The sequence below is a fragment of the Bacillus sp. FSL R5-0443 genome, assembly GCF_038608285.1.
GTDB lineage: Bacteria > Bacillota > Bacilli > Bacillales > Bacillaceae > Bacillus > Bacillus velezensis.
In genome coordinates this window covers 3272129-3292170 of sequence record NZ_CP152013.1, presented here as the reverse complement: position 1 = coordinate 3292170, position 20042 = coordinate 3272129, and the positions used below count along the sequence as shown (strand labels likewise).

Below are 20042 nucleotides of genomic sequence, written 5' to 3'. Positions count from 1 at the left end.
TCATGGAAAAAGGATTGCTGCTGTTTGCTCTCTCCTTTTTCCTCCTCCTTCCCCAAGCCGCAGCCGCGAATGAGGAAAATACTGATGTCAAGCCGAATGAATATGAAAAGAAAGACATTGAAATTCGTACGGATTACCTGCACGACGATGCCTACTCCGAGGAAAAAACGGCGCTTCCGAAAGAACAGAAGGATATTACCTTTGATCAGCCGGCCGAAAACCCGGATGACAAACTGATATCAAAGTTGTTTACATCGTCAGACACGGAGCCGAATACGATCAAAGCGCAATCGAAAAAACTGGGTATCACATTTGCCGAGCCTGCGGTGCGGCGTACCTCGGCAGATATGGAAACGGAAGAGAAAAAGACTTCTTATCTGCTGCCTGTCATTTATGCCGTCTTGATCCTCCTCGGGATTGCGGCGATGATCTATCTGATCCCGAAAGTCACGGCGCAGGAAAAGGCAAAGCGGTAAACGGATCGCTTGTGTTTGCGGGAAGACAGCCCGTAAAATAAGAAAAAAAGGAGGAGTTTCATGCAGTTTTTTCTTATAACAGGCGCGTCAAAAGGCTTGGGACGGGCGCTTACGGAACAGGCGCTTCAAGAAGGAGCCGAAGTCGCCGCGCTTTCAAGAACGATAAGCGGGGAAAAGCGCGAGGGGCTGACAGAATACAGTGTTGATTTAACCGATCTGGCAGATACCGGGCGGCAGATGAAGGCGATTCTTGATCAAGCTGAGAAGAAGCGGTATTCCGCTGTCACACTGATCAATAATGCCGGCATGGTGGAACCGATCAAGCGGGCGAAAGAGGCTTCCGCCGAAGAATTGAACCGCCACTACACCCTTAATCTGACGGCGCCCGTTTTGCTCAGCCAAATGTTCACAAAGCGTTTCGAAGCGTTCAGCGGCAGCAAAACAATTGTCAACATCACATCTGGCGCGGCGAAAAATCCTTATAAAGGATGGAGCGCGTATTGCAGCTCAAAAGCGGGGCTTGATATGTTTACGAGAACATTTGGGTTTGAACAGGAAGATGAAGAGCTGCCGGTCCGCATGATCTCATTCTCGCCGGGAGTGATGGATACAGACATGCAGGCTGTCATCCGTTCTTCGTCAAAAGAAGATTTCCATGACATCGAACGGTTCCGCAATTTGAAAGAAACGAAAAACCTCAGAAGTCCTGAATACATCGCCGGCGTCATTCACTCACTGATCGCGGGCGAGCCGGAAAACGGACGGATATACGATATCAAAGAATTTTTGTAGAGCAGCTTTTACGCTGCTCTTTTTTGTTTGTACAATCACTTCGGGGTCCGGCGGCATATGATGAATGAAACAACATATAAGGGGTATAAGAAATGTATCAGATGAATTGAGTTTCTTCTCGATTTATGTTAGGATTCTAAAAATATATTAAGGAGGGGTTTCCATGAGAAATGTAACGTTAATGGATGTCTTCACCCATCCAATCGCACAAAAGTATTTACAGCGTTCCGGTGTCGCCCATGCGATCGCCTGCGCGTTTCATGCATACCGTCTTGCCGTAAAAGCAGGTGTCAGCCCGGATCTTGCGGCGAAAGCGGCTTTACTGCATGACGTCGGCCATTATGAATGGTACACAGACGGCAAATGGGATTATGAAAAGTACAGAAGAAACGATATCCATGCCATTAAAGGCGCGGAACGGGCGCATAAGCTGCTCATCCGGCTCGGTGAAGAACCGAAAGCGGCGAAGGACATTGCGCTGGCGATTCTGCTTCACACCGATTCCTATCTGCCTGAAGGCGAACTGGACAAGAATACGCTCCAGCAAATCGTGAAACAAGCGGATGAACTCGATGAAGAACCCGGCGGACATCACCATTACCGCCAAATGGATCACACGGCCGCGCTCAAACAAATCCAAAAGCTTGATCAGTTAATTGACCAAGCCCAATATCCCTTAAGAAGCTCAGTCTAGGCCACTCATGCGGCCTTTTCCGCTTACATAACTCCGCATGCTCACTAACACCTTTTCCGCTCCGATAGACGTACTGTGTCAAAGCCTTTGTCCGCTGCATATGCTGAAGGAAAACATAGTAAAGGGGATCAGCGAAAATGGCCCATCAAGGAAGCCCGCAAATCGTCTCGTTAGTGGATCCTTACGTTTATCAGACCATCCATAAGCTTATCGGCTCAAGGTTTATCATTCAAACCGTCAGACGCATTGTCAGAGGACGGCTGATTGATGCCACTCCGGATCACATCGCCATTGAAGAAACGCATGACCGTGTATTTTATATCAGAAACCGCCATGTGGTTTCCGTCATGCCTGATTATACCGAACGCGTGTAACAGCCCGAATAAGGCGCAAACCGGAGGCGGCCCTATAGAACCCCGGTGCGTCTTCTTTTTTGAGATACATAGATGCACGGCGGCTTTTTTTGGTACAATCACAGTACAAGTTCACATGACAATAGGAGGAAACCGCTTGTTGAAATCAAAGGTCCATTTTTGGACGCTGCAAATTTTGCTCGTTTTGCTCATTATTTACGTATCAACGAAAGTCTCGTTTATTTTTCAGCCGTTTTTCGGTTTTATCACCACTCTGTTTTTTCCGATTTTGATCTCGGGCATTTTGTTTTTCATTTTTAATCCGATCGTGCGCCTGCTTGAGAAAAAAATCCCCCGGACATTGGCGATCCTGCTCATTTATCTCGTTTTCATCGGCCTGATTGCCTTTATGTTCACCGCCATCGGACCGATTGTGGCTTCCCAGGTCACGGGGCTGATTAACAATTTCCCTGATTACATTCATCAGATTCAAGTCTTGACGGCGCAATTATCCCATTCCAAATGGTTTACGTGGATGATGACGCAGGATTATGTGTCGATAGAAAAAGTCCAGCAGTCTCTGACGGGATTTTTACAAAGCCTTCCGCAAAATATTACGGCAAGCCTGTCAGCCGTGTTCGGCGTCATTACGAATATCACGCTTGTCGTGATCACCGTTCCGTTCATTTTGTTTTATATGCTGAAGGACGGCCGGCGGTTTCCGCTCTTGGCGGTTAAAATCCTGCCTACTTCCTACCGGGCGGAAGGTCGGAAAATATTTAATGACTTATATGTCACATTGGCCGCCTATTTCCAAGGCCAGCTGCTGATTTGTCTCTTTGTCGGAACGGCATGCTTTATCGGATATTGGATCATCGGCCTGCAGTATGCGTTAATTCTCGGGATGGTGATCGCCGTCACCAATATCATTCCGTACCTGGGGCCGTTTCTCGGGGCGGCGCCCGCGGTGATTATCGCGTTTATGGATTCGCCGGCTAAGGCGCTGTTTGCCGTTATTGTTGTCGTTGTCGTCCAGCAGCTTGACGGGAATCTGCTTTCTCCGCTTGTCATCGGGAAACGGCTCAATACCCACCCGCTCACCATTATTCTTCTGCTTATCGGAGCGGGCAGTTTCGGCGGCATTCTCGCAATGATTCTGGCCGTGCCGGTTTACGCGGTTTTAAAAGCTTTCGTCTTAAATATCGTCCGGCTTATCAAACTTCGTCAGCGGTCAAAGCTAGAAGACAGCCGCAAGCCGAAATAAAAACGGGCACAACTCCCGATGCAGCGCATAAAATGCTGTAAAGAAAAGCGGAGGTGTGGGTATGCCTGCAATTGTGGGACCGATTTATATTATGAGTTTAGCCGGAGACGCTGCGGCGAGCTTCGGTGACGTGTTTGCCATTTCTCCCAAAGCCGTTGACCACTCAGGCGCGGGGGCAGGGGCGTTTCATTCCGGAGATTTTGTCAAAGTCACTAATAAATTCAGCACAACGCACTTTGAAGACATCGATGTGTTTGACGAACCTGATTGGTTTAACGCGTGACAGCCTCCTTTTAGGAGGCTGTCGCTTTTTTGTAGTATAATAGAATCAGTCTTTATAAAAGGGGAATTTTTTATGAAAATCAGAAAAGCGAATATTACCGTGCAGTCCGGAATGATCGGTGATGTATATCTGCATGAAAATAAAAAAGAACAGCATACCCTTGTAGCCGTTCCGGAACTTGAGTGGAGCACGATCATTTCCTATGAAGAAGAGAAAAAGGCGCTGGCGCAGCGGCTTTTACAATCATTCAGCAAGCTGATTGAAGAAGAACCCGCCGGAGAGCTCGCCGGCAAGATCTCCCATTGGGTGGCTGAAATGTAACGAAGCGGTTTACCGCGTCCCGTCCGGGGAGATAATTGTAAAACAAGCTGAGGAGGGACAGGCCGATGAGCGACAAAACGGTTGACCTTTATTTACAGCAGGGGATGTACGGCCCTCTGCAGACGAAACCGGATGAACGCCATTTATTTTTAGGCTCGCTGCGTGAAAGAGTCATCATTGCCCTGACGAAGGGGCAGGTGCTGCAAAAGCAGCCGTATGAAGAAGTGAAACAGGCGCTGAAAAGCCGAAAAGACGCGGTGCTCTATATAAACGGAAGGCTCCCGTATCATGCTTATTCACCATATATGAAGCTTGCCGCACTTGCCGGTGTCCGAAGCTCCGTCATATCGGATCTTCAATTCGAAACGCCGCTCGGCCTGGTTTTTGCCGCCGATTATGCCGTGAACCTTGACGGCATTTACGTACAGGATGACATTTTTCAGCGCTCACTCCTGAAATCTTAAAAGGGCAAAACACCGTTTGTCATTTTACAATGCCAATTCACTTACAAGTGGAGATAGGATATAATGGTTTTCATATGAATGGCGGGGAGGCCGGCTATGAAAAAAGCATTTATATGCATTGATTATACGAATGATTTTGCAGCAGAGAACGGGGCATTAACCTGCGGAGAACCCGCGAGACAGATTGAAGATACGATTGTCAGTTTGACGCAAGCATTTATAGAAAACGGTGATTACGTTGTCTTTGCGGTTGATTCGCATGATGCAGACGATGACTTTCATCCCGAGACACGCCTGTTTCCTCCGCATAATATCAACGGCACGGAGGGCAAAGAGCTGTACGGAAGGCTATCGCCTCTTTATGAGAAACATAAACACGCAAAAAACGTAAATTATATGGAAAAAACGAGATATTCTGCTTTTGCGGGAACGGATTTAGAGCTGAAACTGCGGGAACGGCAGATCACTGAGCTGCATCTTGCGGGCCTGTGCACGGACATCTGCGTTCTTCACACGGCGGTTGACGCCTACAACAAGGGCTTTCAGATCGTCATTCATCAAAACGCTGTGGCCAGCTTTAATCCGGAAGGGCATGAATGGGCCCTGTCCCATTTTAAGAACAGCATCGGAGCGCAAGTGGCAGAGTAAGGAAGGGGAAAACAATTTTGGTGGAGCATGGTTTTAAAGACGACAGTTTGTCTTTACATACAGATCTTTATCAAATAAATATGGCCGAAACGTACTGGAGAGACGGCATTCATGAGAAAAAAGCGATTTTTGAGCTTTTTTTCAGAAAGCTTCCCTTTGAAAACGGCTATGCGGTATTTGCGGGCTTAGAAAAAGCAATCGAATACTTGGAGAACTTCAAATTTACCGACAGCGATCTGAATTATTTAAAAACGGAATTGCACTATGCTGATGATTTCATTGAGTATTTACGGGATCTTTCTTTTACCGGATCTCTTTACAGCATGAAAGAAGGCGAGCTCGTTTTTAACAACGAACCGATTATGCGGGTCGAAGCGCCCCTGATCGAAGCCCAGCTGATTGAGACGGCTCTGCTTAACATTGTGAATTACCAAACATTAATCGCCACGAAAGCGGCCCGCATTAAAGGCGTTGTCGGTGACGAAGACGCCCTCGAATTCGGAACGCGGCGCGCCCATGAAATGGATGCGGCCATGTGGGGAGCGAGAGCGGCTTTGATCGGCGGCTTCAGCGCAACGAGTAATGTAAGAGCCGGAAAGCGTTTTAATATACCGGTATCCGGCACGCACGCTCATGCGCTCGTACAAGCGTACCGCGATGAATATACGGCATTTAAGAAATATGCGGAGACCCACAAAGACTGCGTATTTCTCGTAGATACGTACGATACGATCCGTTCGGGCATGCCGAATGCGATTAAAGTCGCAAAGGAATTCGGCGACCGGATCAACTTCATCGGCATCCGCCTGGATAGCGGGGACTTGGCGTACCTGTCAAAAAAAGCGCGTGAAATGCTTGATGAAGCGGGTTTCACAGACGCAAAGGTCATTGCTTCAAGCGATCTTGACGAGCACACGATATTAAACCTGAAATCGCAAGGAGCGAAAATCGATACGTGGGGCATCGGCACGAAGCTGATTACCGCATACGATCAGCCGGCTCTCGGCGCGGTTTACAAGCTTGTCGCCATTGAAGAGGACGGCAAATTGACCGACACCATTAAAATTTCTTCAAACCCTGAAAAAGTGACAACGCCGGGAAGAAAGAGAGTATACCGGATTATCAACAAGCTGAATCACCACTCGGAAGGTGATTATATCGCGCTTTATGACGAGCGGGTAAATGATCAGAAACGCTTAAAAATGTTCCATCCCGTCCACACGTTCGTCAGCAAATTCGTCACTGATTTCTATGCGAAAGACCTGCATGAGCCGATTTTTGAAAACGGCGTTTTATGCTATGATAATCCCGAAATTACCGACATCCAGCAATACGTGCAGGATAACCTCAAACTTCTGTGGGAGGAATACAAACGGATCAGCAAGCCGGAAGAATATCCGGTCGATTTAAGCGAAGACTGCTGGAGCAACAAGATGCAGCGGATTCATGAAATCAAAAGCGAGCTGAAACGGGAACTTGAATAGAAGACAAAGCGGCCTTTCCTTTCTCTGGAAAGGCCTTTTTGTTGTGATAATATTTTTCACATTTAGACAAATTTCGTCAAGTTATTTGATATACTTATGTTCGAAGGCCGCATCTAAGGGGGTAAATGAATGAAGGTGTTTGTTGCGAGACAGCCTATCTTCAACAGAAACGAACAGGTTGTTGCTTATGAACTTCTTTACCGGGAGAGCGAAGAGAACCGTTATTCGGCCGCTGACGGAGATAAAGCTACGACGGATCTCATTATTAACAGCTTTATCAACATCGGAATCGAAAAGCTGACTGAGGGGAAACGCTGCTTTGTGAATTTTACAGAAAGCCTGATGTTTTCAGATCTCCCTACCTCCTTTGATCCTGACCAGCTTATTATCGAAATTCTTGAGGACATACCGATCACTCCGGCACTCATCTCAAGATGCAGACAGCTGAAGAAATTAGGATATACATTAGCACTTGATGATTTTTACGCCATCAATTCGGAAAATGAAGAGTTAGTGGAACAGCTGATGAAATATATTGATATTTTAAAAATCGATTTTTTGCAATCCTCGCGTCTGGAGCGCAAAAAAATCATTCAGACGTACAGCTGTAAAAGTCTGATTTATTTAGCGGAGAAAGTGGAGACGAGAAAAGATTATAAACAGGCGGCCATAGACGGCTTTCACCTGTTTCAAGGATATTTTTTCAGTGAACCGCGTGTCATCAGCGGAAATGATCTGACGTTTCATTTTCATTCTTACTACCAGCTTTTAAGCGAATTAAACAATGACCAGCCCAATATACAGCGCGTGACGGAATACATAGAGCGGGACGTCAGCTTATCGTATCAGATTCTGCGTTTTTTAAACGGATCGCAAACAAGGCTGAAAAAAAAGATAGACAGCATCCAGCAGGCCATCATGATGCTTGGGCTGAATGAGATTAAGCGCTTGATTTACATTCTTTCATTCAGAGATTTAACGGCGAAAAGCCACTCAAGCCAAAAAGAAATCATTAAGATTTCCTTAATCAGGGCCAAACTGTGCGAACTGCTGGCGAAAAGAACCGGAAGGCCCCAGCCCTCTTCTTACATGCTGATCGGCATGTTTTCGCTCATCGATACGCTTCTTCACAGGGAGCTGGAGGATATCATCAAAGAACTGCCTTTAATCGATGAAGTCGGACAGGCGCTGCTCGGTTATGAAAACGATTATTATAAGATGCTCGCGTTCGTCAAAGCCATTGAATGCAACAACTGGGACTGTGACGAGTGGGGAAAAGAACTGAACAAAGAAGAAGCGTATGAATGTTACTTACAGGCGATCGAATGGTGCCGGCAGCTGATCGTGGATTGAGCCGCTTTAAGCCGACCACCTGAGGGCGATGGTAAACCGGCTTTGCTCTCTGATCAGACTGACACGGATGCCGTCGGGATTATACGTCACGTCAAAGTCATTTTTGATGCCGGTCTGCTTAATGAGCCGCTTGACCGCTGCGGTGTCAGATGATTGCGCTGCGGTGAGGATACGGCGCGCAAGCTCTTTTGACGCCGACAGCCGCGCAAGGAGCAGGCGGGCATCCTCCAGCATGCCCGCAGCCTCTTTTGCGGACGCTGTCAAAATATCTGCGTGAACCGGGGGACTGGGCGCAGGATGCCGGTATGGCGCGGCGAAAACAGGACAGCATGGATACACATAATGCATACGGCGGCCTCCTTCCTGAGAAAACATTCGTTATACATGAGTATAGGCGGCGTGATAACGAGTTATGACATGCAAAAGACCACAATGCGGGGGTTGCGGTCTTTTCGGTGTTTGTCGGTGGTTATGCGACGCTGTTCGCCCATTCTGTTTTGAAATTGCGACGGCAGGGACTATAGTCCTTGCCGGTTTGTCGGAAAACCGTTAAAAAAACAGCAGAACCGCCAGATTGGTCTGCTTCATCCTAAACGTCTGCCTTTCTGGTAGTTATATAGTCCTGTTCGCTAAATGCTTCATTCGGGACTATGGGATTACCCCGGTTTGCGGTGTCACGCAGATACTTTTACACATACTTTTCGGTGAAAAATCCCGCAAAAACGTTTACACTATTAGTAACAGATCAAATACCTAGGACTCGTTCACCATACACAATTCATTGATCTTTCAAAAAAAGGAGTGTGGAAACGGTGGAAAACAAATTAGAAGAAGTAAAGCAATTATTATTCCGACTTGAAAATGATATCAGAGAAACAACCGACTCATTACGAAACATTAACAAAAGCATTGATCAGCTCGATAAATTCTCATATGCAATGAAAATTTCTTAAAAAGACTTGGAAACAAGTCTTTTTTTTGTGCATTTTTTATCCATTTCATGGATAAAGTATTATACGATTGTTAAAAAACGAAAAACCTGCTGTCTTTCATCACCTGCATTTAGTAAAATAGAATGGGAGGGTGAAGACAATTATTGAGCAAATGTGTTTAGATGCCGAAACGATTAAAGAGAAGATGAAGGAAATTGTGGAGCACAATATATGCAATACTAACTTGAAAATGTACCTTCTAAAATTTATTGCATCAAAAGATTCATTTGGATTTGCTGAATTGGCATATCAACATTACAAAGCGTTCAATGGCAGAGACACAGAGGCGATTTTAAAGTTAGCCGTAGGCATAGAATTATTAGTCCTGTCATACGACATTTATGATGATTTAGAAGATAATGATAATCTGAAAATGGAATGGATGAAAACAGGTCTCCCCATTACGCTGAATACTGTAACGGCCCTCTATACATTAAGTATACAGGTTATGAATCAGATTAGTGAAAATCCGTATTTTCTTAAGCAAATATTAAACTTTGCTTTGAATTCAATTGAGGGCCAGCAAGATGATATTTTGAATGCACCGCAAACTGAAGAAGAGTGCTTGAAAATGATTAAGAATAAATCTGGCTCTTTAACTGCATTGCCTTGCGTTATGGGAGCGATGCTGGCTACAGGAAAGTTAAATCCAATCGTTCAATCATATTCATATGAACTCGGAATAATATCCCAGATTGATAATGATTATCAAGGTTTGTTTTACTTGAATAATGATTTTGTTCAACGCAAAAATACACTTGCTTATTTATACTTAAAAAAGAAATTCAATAAAGCTTCTGAAGAAATCTTACAATGGTATGAAAACCCAGAGTTATTCAAAACCTTAAAGACTCGAGACATAAAAAAGAAATTAATTGAAGCAGGTGTAACCCAATACTTATTGGTTTTGAAACATTTGTCGTTAAAAAAAATAAAAAGTAAGATATTTGAATTGGAGATAGAAAGAAATAAAACGGAAACTTTATTAAATGCGATTGTTAATTTAGAGGAGGATGAAAAATAATGCAGGAAATTGTAGGATACTTAACCAAAAATCCAGAAGCTTTAAATAAAGTGATTGAAGGCAATGCTAGTCTGATTGGAGTTAGCCAGGATCAAACAGATTGTGTTATAAATGCGTTTAAGGGTATAGATGTTATTTCTTTCGGCGGTGATTGGAAATATTGAGGATGATATAAATGAAGTCCAAGTACAATAAGGTTTCAGTTGTCTTAATTCTGCTTACATTGGTATATGTCATTTATCTGACTTATATAAGCACAAATAATCTTTTAGTCGGCGCCACAATTTCTGAAAATAAACAGGGCGAAATTAAAATAAAAGATGTAGAAGATTTTACAATGGCATATTACGCCGGAGTGCAAAAGGGAGATATAGTAAAGAATATTAACCACCAAAATGTAAAGTCAATTAATATTCAAATGAATAAGCTGAAAAATGTAAACTCGATGGTCGTTGATAGAAACGGTCATGATATTGAGATTAAGCTCAATTTATTTAATGATAGGAACTTCAGTACTTACTTAATACCGATAATTTTTTATGTAGTATGTTTATTTTGCTGCTTCTTCATCATTAAAATAAATGAAGAAAAAAACTTGAAATCTGCTTTGGTGCTAATTGTATTTCTTTTGTCTGCTTCAATTGCATATATTAGTGCTGGAGGATCGGCAAAAGGCGATTTGCTTAGCAGATGTATCATGTTGTTAACATTAATAACTGTACCTTTAAATTATCTTCTGTTTCTTTATCATTACTTTAAAGAATTAGGTACAGTGCTTTTCAGCAAAAAAGTTTTCGTTTTGTATTTATTTCCAACTATAAATATATTATTTGAATTATTTCGGTCGCGATTATCTTTTGGTGATTTTATTCCAAAATTTAATTTGATTTCGTTTTTTCTTCTTTTTTTGATTGTAGCATATTACTTTATTGTTATTTTGAGAAGAAACAAAGATACCGACCAGGCACATATTATAAAAGTGCTTGTAGTTATAAATATATTGGCATTTTCGCCTTTTTTATGTCTGTATCTTATACCGTATGTATTTTTTAATGATTATTATGTCTCTTCTTTCTTAACAGCATCATTTATGCTGCTGATACCTTTTTCACTTGTATATCAATTCATGTCGAATAAAATATATAACGTTGATTTTATCTTAAGTAAGTTAAAATATTACGGCTTTTTAGCGTTAACCCCAACTATAATTCTGGTTACGACAATAGAGTTATTACGTGAGCCGGAAGAAAATTTTTACAATCTCAAACTGACATTTTTAATTTATATTTTAATGTTAGCTGTTTTTTATTATAAAGAAATACTCGATTTCCGGTTTAAATTAAAAAGGGTTTCTGAAAGGTTCAATTACCAAGACAGTATTTATAAGTTTACCCAATTAATCAGAAACTCGTCTTCTTTAAATCAGGTTTTTGGAGAATTAAAAACCACCATTCTCGAAGTAACTCTTACAAGTAAAGTGTATATATTTGAAGTTACGTATGATGGGAATGTAAAGGCATTTGACGAAAGAGATTCAAGTTTGATAGATGATTATCAAGTGCTTTTAAATAGTGTTACTGTTGAGATAGGAAAAATAACGGAGTTTAATCAAGGTTTCGCAATGAAAGTAGGAGAACGGGGAGATAGATCATTCGTTGTTCTCTGTCTGTCTAAGATGAATACGCCCCGTTTATCACGTGAAGAAATTTCTTGGTTAAAAACATTATCTTTTTACGTTAATGTTTCAATAGAAAACGTGATGAAAATCGAAGAACTTATGAATCATCTCGAAGATTTAAAGAAACAAGAGACAAACCCGGTCTGGCTCAAAAAGCTGATGTTTACGATCGAGGAAAAGCAGCGTTCGGATTTGGCCCGTGATCTGCATGATTCAGTGCTGCAGGACTTGATTTCTTTGAAGCGCCAGTGTGAGCTGTTTCTGGCCGATTTTAAGAAAGAGGAGCCTTGCCAGTTAGAGGTGCAGGACAAGCTTCATCAGATGAATGAGCAGATGTCGGATGTCATTTTGATGACCCGGGAGACGTGCCATGAGCTTCGGCCTCAGCTGCTGTATGATTTGGGTCTGGTCAAGGCGGTATCCAAGCTTGCCGCGCAGCAGCAGGAGCGTGCGCCGTTTCATATCCGTCTGAATACGGGCCGGTTTACGGCGGCGCTGGATTTGGATACGCAGCTGAATTTGTACCGCATCATTCAGGAATTTCTTTCGAACGCCATGAAGCATTCACAGGCGAATGAGGTGCTGATTATGCTGATCAGCATTCAAAATAAAGTGATTCTGCATTATGAAGACGACGGTGTCGGATGCAATCAGGAAGAAGGCGGCGGGCAGTCGATGAGCATGGGTCTTTCGGGTATTAAGGAGCGCGTCCGTGCGCTTGACGGACGGATGAAAATCGACACAAGTGAAGGAAACGGTTTTAAAGTAGATATTGAAATGGAATTGTAACCAATTTATCACCAAATCGACTTGGCAGAAGCCAAGTCTTTTTAATAAAATGGAAATGAGTGAGTAAAAGGGAGGAAACCATGAAAAAGATACTAGTGATTGATGATCATCCGGCTGTCATGGAGGGCACCAAGACGATTCTGGAAACGGACACGAATCTTTCTGTCGATTGCCTCAGTCCTGATGCCAGTGAACAATTCGTTCTCCGGCATGATTTTTCAGCTTACGATCTCATATTAATGGATTTAAATCTGGGTGATGACATCAGCGGCATAGAGCTTTCCAAGAAAATCTTAAAAGAGAATCCTCTCTGTAAAATCATTGTCTACACAGGCTATGAGGTTGAAGATTATTTTGAAGAATCCATCCGCGCGGGCCTGCATGGCGCCATCAGCAAAACCGAATCTAAAGAGAAAATCATGCAATACATATATCACGTGCTCAACGGACAGATTTTAGTTGATTTCTCCTATTTCAAACAGCTGATGACCCAGCAAAAAACAAAAACGTCTTCTTCCCCTCAAAGTGAGCAGGATCGGTTAACCCCGAGAGAGCGACATATTCTCCAAGAGGTCGAAAAAGGTTTGACCAATCAGGAAATCGCAGATGCGCTTCACTTAAGCAAGCGGTCGATTGAATACAGCCTGACATCCATTTTTAACAAGCTGAATGTCGGCTCCCGAACTGAAGCGGTGCTGATCGCCAAGTCAGATAACGTACTATAAATCTTGAAGGGAGAATGACCTATGAATCTGAACAATACATTGCTCGGCGCACTCGGTATTGAAATCACTGAAAACACGCCGGAGAGATGCGTGGCGGTGATGCCGGTGGATAAGAGGACGGTGCAGCCTTTCGGATATCTGCATGGAGGCGCGTCAGCAGCGCTGGCGGAGACTGTTGCAAGTGTCGGGGCCCAGCATTTTATCGACCGGTCGAACCAGGCGTGTGTCGGGCTTGAGATTAATGCCAATCATTTAAAATCCGTGAAAGAGGGCGGGACGGTCACGGCGATTGCGAAACCCGTTCACACAGGCAGGGCAACCATTGTGTACGAGATTAACATTTTCGATGAACGGGAAAGGCTGATCTGTGTTTCCCGCTGCACGCTGGCTGTTATAACAAAATAAACAAACAGCCGGAACCCTGAATCGTCCGGCTGTTTGTTTTTACAAATATGAATCTTCTTTTCGTTTGATCACAAAGTTTCTGATCCCTTTGTAATCATCCTGAACGCTTCTTTTATCAAGCGCCGCTCCCGAATTGTACGCGGCCCTGCATATGAGGTGCGCTCCGACCGGCGCCGTCAGCAGGATAAAAATGATGCCGAGCAGTATTTTTACAGAAATTTCTCCGGTCAGCATCCACAAGTAGCCTAACACCCCGAGCAATACCAAATTAACGCCGAGTGTCGAGCCTTTTGAAGAGGCGTGGGCGCGCGTATACACATCAGGAAGCCTGAGTGTGCCGAAAGACGCGACCAGGCAGATCAGCGATCCCATCAGAATACAAACGGCGACGGCCCATTTAACGATTTCGATCATTTTCGATAATCTCTCCTTTCTCCAAAAACTTAGCAAAGGCAATCGTGCCGATAAACGATAAAATGCCGAGCAGCAGAATGATGTCCAAAAAGGCCGATGTGTTTAAGAGAATGGATACAAGCGCGGTCATGGCAATCAGATTAATGCCGATCCCATCAAGCGCGACGACCCGGTCCGGTATCGTAGGCCCTTTTATGACGCGAATGACGTACAGAAGAGTCGAAACCGCCATAATGCCGAGTGATAATTGCAGAATAAACGTAAACATCAGCGGCTCACCTCCTGAATGGCTTTCTCAAAAGAGACGCGGATGTCATGGATCGCTTTCTCCGCATCTTCAATGTCCATGGCGTGTATATAGAGAATCGACCGGTCATCGGAGATATCCATCACGAGCGTACCCGGTGTTAAAGTGATTAACAGCGAGAGCAGCGTGATCTCCCAATCCTCCGTCAATTCCGTCTTAAACGCGAAAATGCCCGGGCGGATGTTCAGTTTCGGCGATATAACGGTTTTCAGCACGCTGACATTGGCCAAATATAATTCCTTTATAAAGATCAGCGCCAGTTTGATGACTGACCATATTTTCCAAATATAAAACGGCCGCGAGAAGAAGCGCCGGAAAAAAAACAGCGCCGCCAAGCCCGCGATAAATCCGGTCATAAAACCCGCCGCGCTGAGGCTGTTTGTGAGAAACATCCAGCAAACAGCGAGAAGAACATTTAATAATAGTTGAAAAGCCATGCCATCTACTCCTTCAAAACAGCTTCAATGTATTTTTCCGGATTCAGCAGATTCTCAGCCGTCTGATTGACATACGGTGAAACCCATTCGGTTCCGAGCCCGAACAGAAGCGACAAAAGGAGAAAAGCGGCTGCCGGATAAAGAAGTCCTTTTGCGGACCGTCCGCCTGCGCCGGGGACTTCTTTTTCTTCCCCCCAAAAAGCCGTCGTAAAAACCTTCAGCACGGAATAGAGCACAAGCAGGCTTGATAAGAGAATCAATACGGAAAACAAAGTTTCCCCCTTATCGAACCCGCCTTCCGCGATCTTCAGCTTGCCCACAAATCCGCTGAACGGCGGGATGCCGGCCAGAGATATGGCTGAAATAAAGAACATCCATCCCAAAACGGGATAACGGGTGATCAGTCCGCCCATTTTATGCAGGCTGGCAGTGCCCGTCAATGCGATAAGCGTGCCGGCGAGCATGAACAGCGCTCCTTTAATCAGCATATCGTGAATCAAGTAATAAACCGCTCCTTGAATGGAGGCCGGCGTGTTCATGGCAATGCCGAACAAAATCACGCCGACGGCTGTAATAATATTGTAGATGACGATTTTCATGACATCCGAAAAGGCGATAGATCCGATTACGCCGAATAGCACCGTCAGCATCGCAAGCCACATCATCAATTGGTGGGTAAAGCCCGTATCGTGAATAAAGATCAGGGTGAATACTCTTAAAATGGCGTACAGGCCGACTTTCGTCAAAAGAGACCCGAATAAGGCCGAAATCGCAGCCGGCGGGGCGTAATAAGAGCCCGGCATCCAGAAATACAGCGGGAATATCCCGCCCTTTAAACCGAAAACGACGAGAAGAAGGACGCCGATGACGGTTATCAGCCCGGTCTGGCCCGATTCGCTTATTTTTACGCTTAGGTCAGCCATATTCAGCGTGCCCGTCACCGCATATAAGTAACCGACGCCGATGACAAAAAACGCGGATGACACAATGTTAAACACGATATACTTCAATGATTCTCTTAATTGAATTTTCGTTCCGCCAAGCACGATCAGCATGTAGGACGCGATAAGCAGAAGCTCAAAAAAGACGTACATGTTGAACAGGTCACCCGTCAAAAACGCTCCGCTTACGCCGGCCAGAAGAAACTGCACCCCTGAATAATAGAAAGCGCGCTCCCTTTTTTCTCCGATGGAGCGGAAGGAGTACAGGGTGACGAGCAGCCCGATTATGGCGGTTGTCAAAACAAGCAGTGCGGCAAGCTGATCCGCGGCGAGCACAATGCCGTACGGCGCTTTCCAGCCGCCGAGTGTCAGCGTCTGAATCCCGTGTGTGAAAACCGTCTGAACGAGAGCGGCGCTGATGACGATGGAGACACAGGAAGCGGCAGTGCTGAATATCCGCATCAGCATCACGCGCCTGTTCATAAAAATCAGCAGCACTGCGGCAAGCAGCGGCACCAGAATAGGCAATATCACAAAGTTATTCATGTTGATCATTTCCCCTCATTCGATCCATATCGTCCGTTTTCAGTTCCTGATAGGCGCGGAACGCCATCACAAGCAGGAAGGACGTGACGCCGAACGAAATAACGATCGCCGTCAGTATGAGTGCCTGCGGCAGCGGATCGACAAACGACGTGCTTTTTCCGCCCAGTATGGGAGGAGCGCCTTTTTTCAGTCCGCCCATGGTCAGAAGCAGCAAATGGACGCCGTGGCTTAAAAGCGCGGTGCCGATAATCACGCGCAGCAGACTTTTAGAAAGCAGCAGGTAGGTTGCCGCCATAAACAAAATACCGGCAATGACAGACATTAAGATTTCCATTATTCTTCCTCTCCAATCGTTTGAATAATGGTCATCGTCACGCCGACAACAACGAGATACACACCTAAATCAAACAAAGTGGCCGTCGCAAGCTCCGTATTCCCAAGCACCGGGAGATGAAAATGGCCGAATGTATGGGTGAGAAAGGGTGCTCCGAATAAGAACGAACCTGCACCCGTTGCAATCGCGATAAGCAGACCCGCTCCCGCCACATAAATAAAATTGACGGGCAAAATCGATTTGACGGTTTTTAAATCAAAGGCCAAAAGCAACAGCACGATGGCCGAAGACGTAATCAGTCCGCCGACAAATCCTCCGCCGGGAGCGTTATGCCCCGATAAAAATAAATAGAAAGAGAAAAGCAGAATGATAAAAGATACAAGCTTCGTTGCCGTCTGAAGGATGATGTCGTTTGTGTTTTGCTGTCTCAACGCTCTTCTCCCTCCTCTTTTACTTTCGTTCTGATCATGCCGTAAATCCCGAGTGCGGCAATCGACAGCACCGTGATTTCAAACATCGTATCAAATCCCCTGAAATCAACGAGGATGACGTTGACGATATTGTTTCCTCCCCCGAGCTTATGGCTGTAAGCGGTGAAAAAGGAGGAGATGCTGTCTTTTGTTTTTTCGCTGGAAGACGCGATTCCGAGCATTGTCACGATGACGCCGACACCGAGAGAAATGATAAAATTCGTCATCCGGAATGTTCTTGTCTTCTTTTTTCGCCGCATTTTCGGCAGATGGTAAAAACAAAGAAGAAACAAGGCGACGGATATCGTCTCAATGACGAGCTGCGTGAGCGCCAGATCGGGCGCTCTGAAAATCACGAAAAACAGCGCGAGTGTGTACCCGACAACACCGAGTGAGATAATGGCCGTCAGCCGCGATTTGGCGAACACAGTCGCAATCGTTGCGCTCACCATAACGAGGGACAGCACGATTTCATACAGGCCGATTTCAGCCATGCCTTTCGCTGTCATGGAAAAGCCGCCTTTTGTGACGAACGCCGTTCCGATGAGAATGATAAACGCCGCAAAGATATACAGCAGATAATCCCGCAAAAATCCGGTCATATACGATGACGTCAGCTGGTAAGATCTTTTTTCCATACTGCCTGTCACCGCATCGTAAAGCTTGTTCAGCGTCAGTTTTTTCGGAAACAGACCGTACAAACGCTCCCATTTAGACAGCGTTACGTAACCAATCGTGCCGACAATGATGATGCCGAGGGTCATCATTACCTCAGCCGTCACCCCGTGCCACTGGGAAATATGGACATGGAATGTATCTCCGCCGGTTAACAGAGCCGGATAAATGGAGTTCATCGCCGGTTCAATCAGGCTGTAAGACAAAACGTTCGGTGCAAAAAACAGACTGACGGCGCAAGCGGCAAGAATGACCGGCGAAATCAGCATGCCGAGCGGTGCTTCATGCGGCGTCTTTTCAAGCTGATCAGGTTTGCGCGCCCCGCTGAACGTTCTGAAAAACAGCTTCATGCTGTAGATGAAAGTGAAGACGCTCCCGATCCATGCGAGAACGGGGAACAGCACGCCCCATGTATCAAGACTGAAAATATCTGCATGAGCAATCCGCAGCATACTTGTAAAGAACATTTCTTTACTTAAAAAGCCGTTAAACGGAGGGAGGCCCGCCATGGAAAACGTTCCGATCAGTGAAACGGTGAACGTTACCGGCATAAGCGCCATCAGTCCGCCGAGCCTGCGGATGTCCCGTGTTCCCGTTTCATGGTCGATAATGCCGACCGCCATAAATAAACTTCCTTTAAAAGTAGCATGGTTAATTAAGTGAAACACAGCCGCGGTGACAGCCGCCGTAAAATACTCTGAATGCTGGTAATGAAGCGCGGCGGCTCCTGCGCCGAGCATCGATACAATCATACCGAGCTGGCTGACTGTGGAAAATGCCAGAATCGCTTTTAAATCGGTTTGTTTCATCGCATTAAAGGAAGCCCATACCATCGTGATCAGACCGACTGAGGCAACCGTCCAAAACCAGACGGGTGAAAATGCAAAAACCGGACTGAATCTGGCAATCAGATAAATGCCCGCTTTCACCATTGTAGCCGAGTGCAGATAGGCGCTGACAGGAGTCGGCGCCTCCATGGCATCAGGCAGCCAGAAATAAAATGGAAACTGCGCTGATTTCGTAAAGGCCCCCAATAACAGGAGAACCATCGCCGGAATAAAGAACGGATGGCCTGTGATAATATGCACTTGGTTGACCATTTCCCTGATACTGAAAGAATCCGTCATCAGATACAGCAGGATAAAGCCGCCGAGCATGCACAGCCCGCCGCCGACGGTAATCAGCAGTGACTTTTCCGCACCGTAGCGTGATTTCTTCCGCTTATGCCAATACCCGATTAATAAGAAGGATGACAGGCTTGTCAGCTCCCAGAACATATACAGCACGATGACGTTATCGACGAGCACAACGCCGAGCATCGCGCCCATAAACATCAGCAGGTACACATAAAAGGGGCCGAGCTTTTCTTTGTCCTTCGATAAGTAAAAAATACTGTAAAGCGTCACCAAAGAGCCGATGCCCGTAATCAATAAAGCGAATAACAGCCCGAGTCCGTCAATATAAACGGTATAGTTAATACCGAGGGACGGAATCCATTCGGCCGCATACCGGACGGTTTCCCCAGCCATTGTTACAGGGAGCTTGCTGATAAAGTAAACAAACAGCACAACGGGCACTATCAGCACAAACCAGCCTGTATGGACTTGTTTTACCCGTTTATAAAGAAAGGGAACGATAAATGCAAATAAAAAAGGCGCCAAAATCGCGAAATGTAACAGCTGCAACAGAAGACCTCCTTTGCTTGTTTTTTCATCAAGCAACTGCTTTATGTAAGAGTGAATCAATCAATTCACGGTCATAGGACCCAGTACAAATTATATCGCACTTTTTTTTACCCTGCTACGGCATAATGTATTCCTTTCTGTGTTTTTGTGGTCTTTTGAACCCAAAATAAATTTATCAAATATCCTGATCTTTGTATATACATTTATCTTTCAGATCAAGCTTTTAAAAAAGGAGCTGGTCAGATGAAGAGAAAGGCGGCGGCCTGTATTGGAATATTTTGTTCTATTATTGCAGGAACATTCATAGCGGACGATTTCTGCAAAACGCGGCAGCAGACGGAGGCAGATAATTGGGAGCGTTTTTTTCTCGGTGCGGAATACGCGGAAGACAAGCTGAGTGCGGCTGAATCAATGCAAACACCGTTTCAGCCGCGTGAGTATATCAGAATCGTATATAGATGAAAAGAGTTCCGGCACCAGGGTGCGGA

Annotated in this window: 26 protein-coding genes; 18 read left to right on the top strand and 8 right to left on the bottom strand. The window is 45.2% G+C overall.

What is annotated here, in order from left to right; genetic code table 11:
* Window positions 1-2: 2 nt before the first annotated feature.
* From essA to NYE28_RS16555, 11 genes are all read left to right on the top strand, one after another.
* Entirely contained in the window at window positions 3-476 is a 474-nt protein-coding gene (gene essA / locus NYE28_RS16605) for a type VII secretion protein EssA (RefSeq protein WP_015240487.1), read from the top strand.
* A gap of 60 nt (window positions 477-536) precedes the next feature.
* Window positions 537-1268: a (S)-benzoin forming benzil reductase gene (locus NYE28_RS16600; RefSeq protein WP_061581460.1), complete on the top strand. Its 732-nt coding sequence runs from the start codon at window positions 537-539 to the stop codon at window positions 1266-1268.
* Between the two features lie 163 nt (window positions 1269-1431).
* Window positions 1432-1962: an HD domain-containing protein gene (locus NYE28_RS16595; RefSeq protein ID WP_007408684.1), complete on the top strand. Its 531-nt coding sequence runs from the start codon at window positions 1432-1434 to the stop codon at window positions 1960-1962.
* Between the two features lie 137 nt (window positions 1963-2099).
* Complete coding sequence (locus NYE28_RS16590) at window positions 2100-2336, top strand: DUF2642 domain-containing protein (protein ID WP_003152023.1); 237 nt, start codon at window positions 2100-2102, stop codon at window positions 2334-2336.
* A gap of 136 nt (window positions 2337-2472) precedes the next feature.
* Complete coding sequence (locus tag NYE28_RS16585; protein WP_342490172.1) at window positions 2473-3579, top strand: AI-2E family transporter; 1107 nt, start codon at window positions 2473-2475, stop codon at window positions 3577-3579.
* 61 nt (window positions 3580-3640) lie between these two features.
* Window positions 3641-3862 carry a spore germination protein gene (locus NYE28_RS16580; protein WP_100001588.1) on the top strand — a complete coding sequence of 74 codons (222 nt, stop codon included), beginning with the start codon at window positions 3641-3643 and terminating at the stop codon, window positions 3860-3862.
* Window positions 3863-3934: 72 nt separating this feature from the next.
* Window positions 3935-4183, top strand: a complete 249-nt coding sequence (locus tag NYE28_RS16575; RefSeq protein WP_003152028.1) for a YueH family protein — start codon at window positions 3935-3937, stop codon at window positions 4181-4183.
* Window positions 4184-4248: 65 nt separating this feature from the next.
* Complete coding sequence (locus NYE28_RS16570; protein ID WP_003152031.1) at window positions 4249-4647, top strand: DUF1694 domain-containing protein; 399 nt, start codon at window positions 4249-4251, stop codon at window positions 4645-4647.
* Window positions 4648-4743: 96 nt separating this feature from the next.
* On the top strand, window positions 4744-5295 hold the full coding sequence (locus NYE28_RS16565) for an isochorismatase family cysteine hydrolase (protein ID WP_003152033.1): 552 nt from the start codon (window positions 4744-4746) through the stop codon (window positions 5293-5295).
* A gap of 17 nt (window positions 5296-5312) precedes the next feature.
* Window positions 5313-6779 carry a nicotinate phosphoribosyltransferase gene (locus tag NYE28_RS16560; protein ID WP_020954301.1) on the top strand — a complete coding sequence of 489 codons (1467 nt, stop codon included), beginning with the start codon at window positions 5313-5315 and terminating at the stop codon, window positions 6777-6779.
* Between the two features lie 129 nt (window positions 6780-6908).
* Entirely contained in the window at window positions 6909-8132 is a 1224-nt protein-coding gene (locus NYE28_RS16555) for an EAL and HDOD domain-containing protein (protein ID WP_342490171.1), read from the top strand.
* Window positions 8133-8138: 6 nt separating this feature from the next.
* On the opposite strand, the gene NYE28_RS16550 is transcribed toward NYE28_RS16555, so the two are convergent.
* Window positions 8139-8480, bottom strand: coding sequence for a hypothetical protein (locus NYE28_RS16550; RefSeq protein ID WP_025285192.1), 342 nt, complete (start codon window positions 8478-8480; stop codon window positions 8139-8141).
* A gap of 464 nt (window positions 8481-8944) precedes the next feature.
* Here NYE28_RS16550 and degQ point away from each other — a divergent pair, with 464 nt between their 5' ends.
* From degQ to NYE28_RS16520, 6 genes are all read left to right on the top strand, one after another.
* A complete protein-coding gene (gene degQ, locus NYE28_RS16545) occupies window positions 8945-9085 on the top strand; it encodes a degradation enzyme regulation protein DegQ (RefSeq protein ID WP_003152043.1) in 141 nt (46 codons plus the stop codon).
* Between the two features lie 184 nt (window positions 9086-9269).
* Entirely contained in the window at window positions 9270-10148 is an 879-nt protein-coding gene (locus tag NYE28_RS16540; RefSeq protein ID WP_038460875.1) for a polyprenyl synthetase family protein, read from the top strand.
* Window positions 10148-10312, top strand: a complete 165-nt coding sequence (gene comX / locus NYE28_RS16535; protein WP_061581461.1) for a competence pheromone ComX — start codon at window positions 10148-10150, stop codon at window positions 10310-10312. The genes NYE28_RS16540 and comX overlap by 1 nt, the downstream gene beginning before the upstream one ends.
* 11 nt (window positions 10313-10323) lie before the next feature.
* Window positions 10324-12615 carry a histidine kinase gene (locus NYE28_RS16530; RefSeq protein ID WP_160223246.1) on the top strand — a complete coding sequence of 764 codons (2292 nt, stop codon included), beginning with the start codon at window positions 10324-10326 and terminating at the stop codon, window positions 12613-12615.
* 80 nt (window positions 12616-12695) lie between these two features.
* Window positions 12696-13340 carry a response regulator transcription factor gene (locus tag NYE28_RS16525; RefSeq protein ID WP_003152052.1) on the top strand — a complete coding sequence of 215 codons (645 nt, stop codon included), beginning with the start codon at window positions 12696-12698 and terminating at the stop codon, window positions 13338-13340.
* A 21-nt stretch (window positions 13341-13361) separates the two neighbouring features.
* The gene (locus tag NYE28_RS16520; RefSeq protein ID WP_012118312.1) at window positions 13362-13745 is read left to right on the top strand and encodes a hotdog fold thioesterase; all 384 of its coding nucleotides are present in this window, start codon (window positions 13362-13364) and stop codon (window positions 13743-13745) included.
* A 39-nt stretch (window positions 13746-13784) separates the two neighbouring features.
* Here the strand turns inward: NYE28_RS16520 and mnhG are convergent, their stop codons facing one another.
* The 7 genes from mnhG to NYE28_RS16485 are packed head-to-tail and all read right to left on the bottom strand — an operon-like array spanning window position 13785 to window position 19554.
* Window positions 13785-14159, bottom strand: a complete 375-nt coding sequence (gene mnhG / locus NYE28_RS16515; protein WP_003152056.1) for a monovalent cation/H(+) antiporter subunit G — start codon at window positions 14157-14159, stop codon at window positions 13785-13787.
* Window positions 14143-14427, bottom strand: coding sequence for a Na(+)/H(+) antiporter subunit F1 (locus NYE28_RS16510; RefSeq protein ID WP_012118311.1), 285 nt, complete (start codon window positions 14425-14427; stop codon window positions 14143-14145). The genes mnhG and NYE28_RS16510 overlap by 17 nt, the downstream gene beginning before the upstream one ends.
* Window positions 14427-14903 carry a Na+/H+ antiporter subunit E gene (locus NYE28_RS16505; RefSeq protein WP_007408672.1) on the bottom strand — a complete coding sequence of 159 codons (477 nt, stop codon included), beginning with the start codon at window positions 14901-14903 and terminating at the stop codon, window positions 14427-14429. Before NYE28_RS16505 ends, NYE28_RS16510 begins: the two co-directional genes overlap by 1 nt.
* 5 nt (window positions 14904-14908) lie before the next feature.
* On the bottom strand, window positions 14909-16390 hold the full coding sequence (locus NYE28_RS16500; RefSeq protein WP_080130026.1) for a Na+/H+ antiporter subunit D: 1482 nt from the start codon (window positions 16388-16390) through the stop codon (window positions 14909-14911).
* Window positions 16383-16724 carry a Na(+)/H(+) antiporter subunit C gene (locus tag NYE28_RS16495; RefSeq protein ID WP_003152063.1) on the bottom strand — a complete coding sequence of 114 codons (342 nt, stop codon included), beginning with the start codon at window positions 16722-16724 and terminating at the stop codon, window positions 16383-16385. Before NYE28_RS16495 ends, NYE28_RS16500 begins: the two co-directional genes overlap by 8 nt.
* Window positions 16724-17155 (bottom strand): Na(+)/H(+) antiporter subunit B, encoded by a 432-nt coding sequence (locus NYE28_RS16490; RefSeq protein WP_007408670.1) that lies wholly within the window; start codon window positions 17153-17155, stop codon window positions 16724-16726. The genes NYE28_RS16495 and NYE28_RS16490 overlap by 1 nt, the downstream gene beginning before the upstream one ends.
* Window positions 17152-19554, bottom strand: coding sequence for a Na+/H+ antiporter subunit A (locus NYE28_RS16485; protein ID WP_337681197.1), 2403 nt, complete (start codon window positions 19552-19554; stop codon window positions 17152-17154). The genes NYE28_RS16490 and NYE28_RS16485 overlap by 4 nt, the downstream gene beginning before the upstream one ends.
* 243 nt (window positions 19555-19797) lie before the next feature.
* On the opposite strand from NYE28_RS16485, the gene NYE28_RS16480 reads away from it, so the two are divergent.
* Entirely contained in the window at window positions 19798-20016 is a 219-nt protein-coding gene (locus NYE28_RS16480; RefSeq protein WP_007408668.1) for a hypothetical protein, read from the top strand.
* The last annotated feature ends 26 nt before the right edge of the window (window positions 20017-20042 follow it).

Coding starts and splice junctions, on each gene's coding strand:
- mnhG (WP_003152056.1), bottom strand. CDS start 14,159: ATGATCGAAATCGTTAAATGGGCCGTCGCCGTTTGTATTCTGATGGGA.
- NYE28_RS16575 (WP_003152028.1), top strand. CDS start 3,935: ATGAAAATCAGAAAAGCGAATATTACCGTGCAGTCCGGAATGATCGGT.
- NYE28_RS16580 (WP_100001588.1), top strand. CDS start 3,641: ATGCCTGCAATTGTGGGACCGATTTATATTATGAGTTTAGCCGGAGAC.
- essA (WP_015240487.1), top strand. CDS start 3: ATGGAAAAAGGATTGCTGCTGTTTGCTCTCTCCTTTTTCCTCCTCCTT.
- comX (WP_061581461.1), top strand. CDS start 10,148: ATGCAGGAAATTGTAGGATACTTAACCAAAAATCCAGAAGCTTTAAAT.
- NYE28_RS16480 (WP_007408668.1), top strand. CDS start 19,798: ATGAAGAGAAAGGCGGCGGCCTGTATTGGAATATTTTGTTCTATTATT.
- NYE28_RS16540 (WP_038460875.1), top strand. CDS start 9,270: ATGAAGGAAATTGTGGAGCACAATATATGCAATACTAACTTGAAAATG.
- NYE28_RS16495 (WP_003152063.1), bottom strand. CDS start 16,724: ATGGAAATCTTAATGTCTGTCATTGCCGGTATTTTGTTTATGGCGGCA.
- NYE28_RS16530 (WP_160223246.1), top strand. CDS start 10,324: ATGAAGTCCAAGTACAATAAGGTTTCAGTTGTCTTAATTCTGCTTACA.
- NYE28_RS16505 (WP_007408672.1), bottom strand. CDS start 14,903: ATGGCTTTTCAACTATTATTAAATGTTCTTCTCGCTGTTTGCTGGATG.
- NYE28_RS16590 (WP_003152023.1), top strand. CDS start 2,100: ATGGCCCATCAAGGAAGCCCGCAAATCGTCTCGTTAGTGGATCCTTAC.
- NYE28_RS16500 (WP_080130026.1), bottom strand. CDS start 16,390: ATGAATAACTTTGTGATATTGCCTATTCTGGTGCCGCTGCTTGCCGCA.
- NYE28_RS16520 (WP_012118312.1), top strand. CDS start 13,362: ATGAATCTGAACAATACATTGCTCGGCGCACTCGGTATTGAAATCACT.
- NYE28_RS16525 (WP_003152052.1), top strand. CDS start 12,696: ATGAAAAAGATACTAGTGATTGATGATCATCCGGCTGTCATGGAGGGC.
- NYE28_RS16510 (WP_012118311.1), bottom strand. CDS start 14,427: ATGTTTACGTTTATTCTGCAATTATCACTCGGCATTATGGCGGTTTCG.
- NYE28_RS16600 (WP_061581460.1), top strand. CDS start 537: ATGCAGTTTTTTCTTATAACAGGCGCGTCAAAAGGCTTGGGACGGGCG.
- NYE28_RS16565 (WP_003152033.1), top strand. CDS start 4,744: ATGAAAAAAGCATTTATATGCATTGATTATACGAATGATTTTGCAGCA.
- NYE28_RS16550 (WP_025285192.1), bottom strand. CDS start 8,480: ATGCATTATGTGTATCCATGCTGTCCTGTTTTCGCCGCGCCATACCGG.
- NYE28_RS16595 (WP_007408684.1), top strand. CDS start 1,432: ATGAGAAATGTAACGTTAATGGATGTCTTCACCCATCCAATCGCACAA.
- NYE28_RS16570 (WP_003152031.1), top strand. CDS start 4,249: ATGAGCGACAAAACGGTTGACCTTTATTTACAGCAGGGGATGTACGGC.
- NYE28_RS16555 (WP_342490171.1), top strand. CDS start 6,909: ATGAAGGTGTTTGTTGCGAGACAGCCTATCTTCAACAGAAACGAACAG.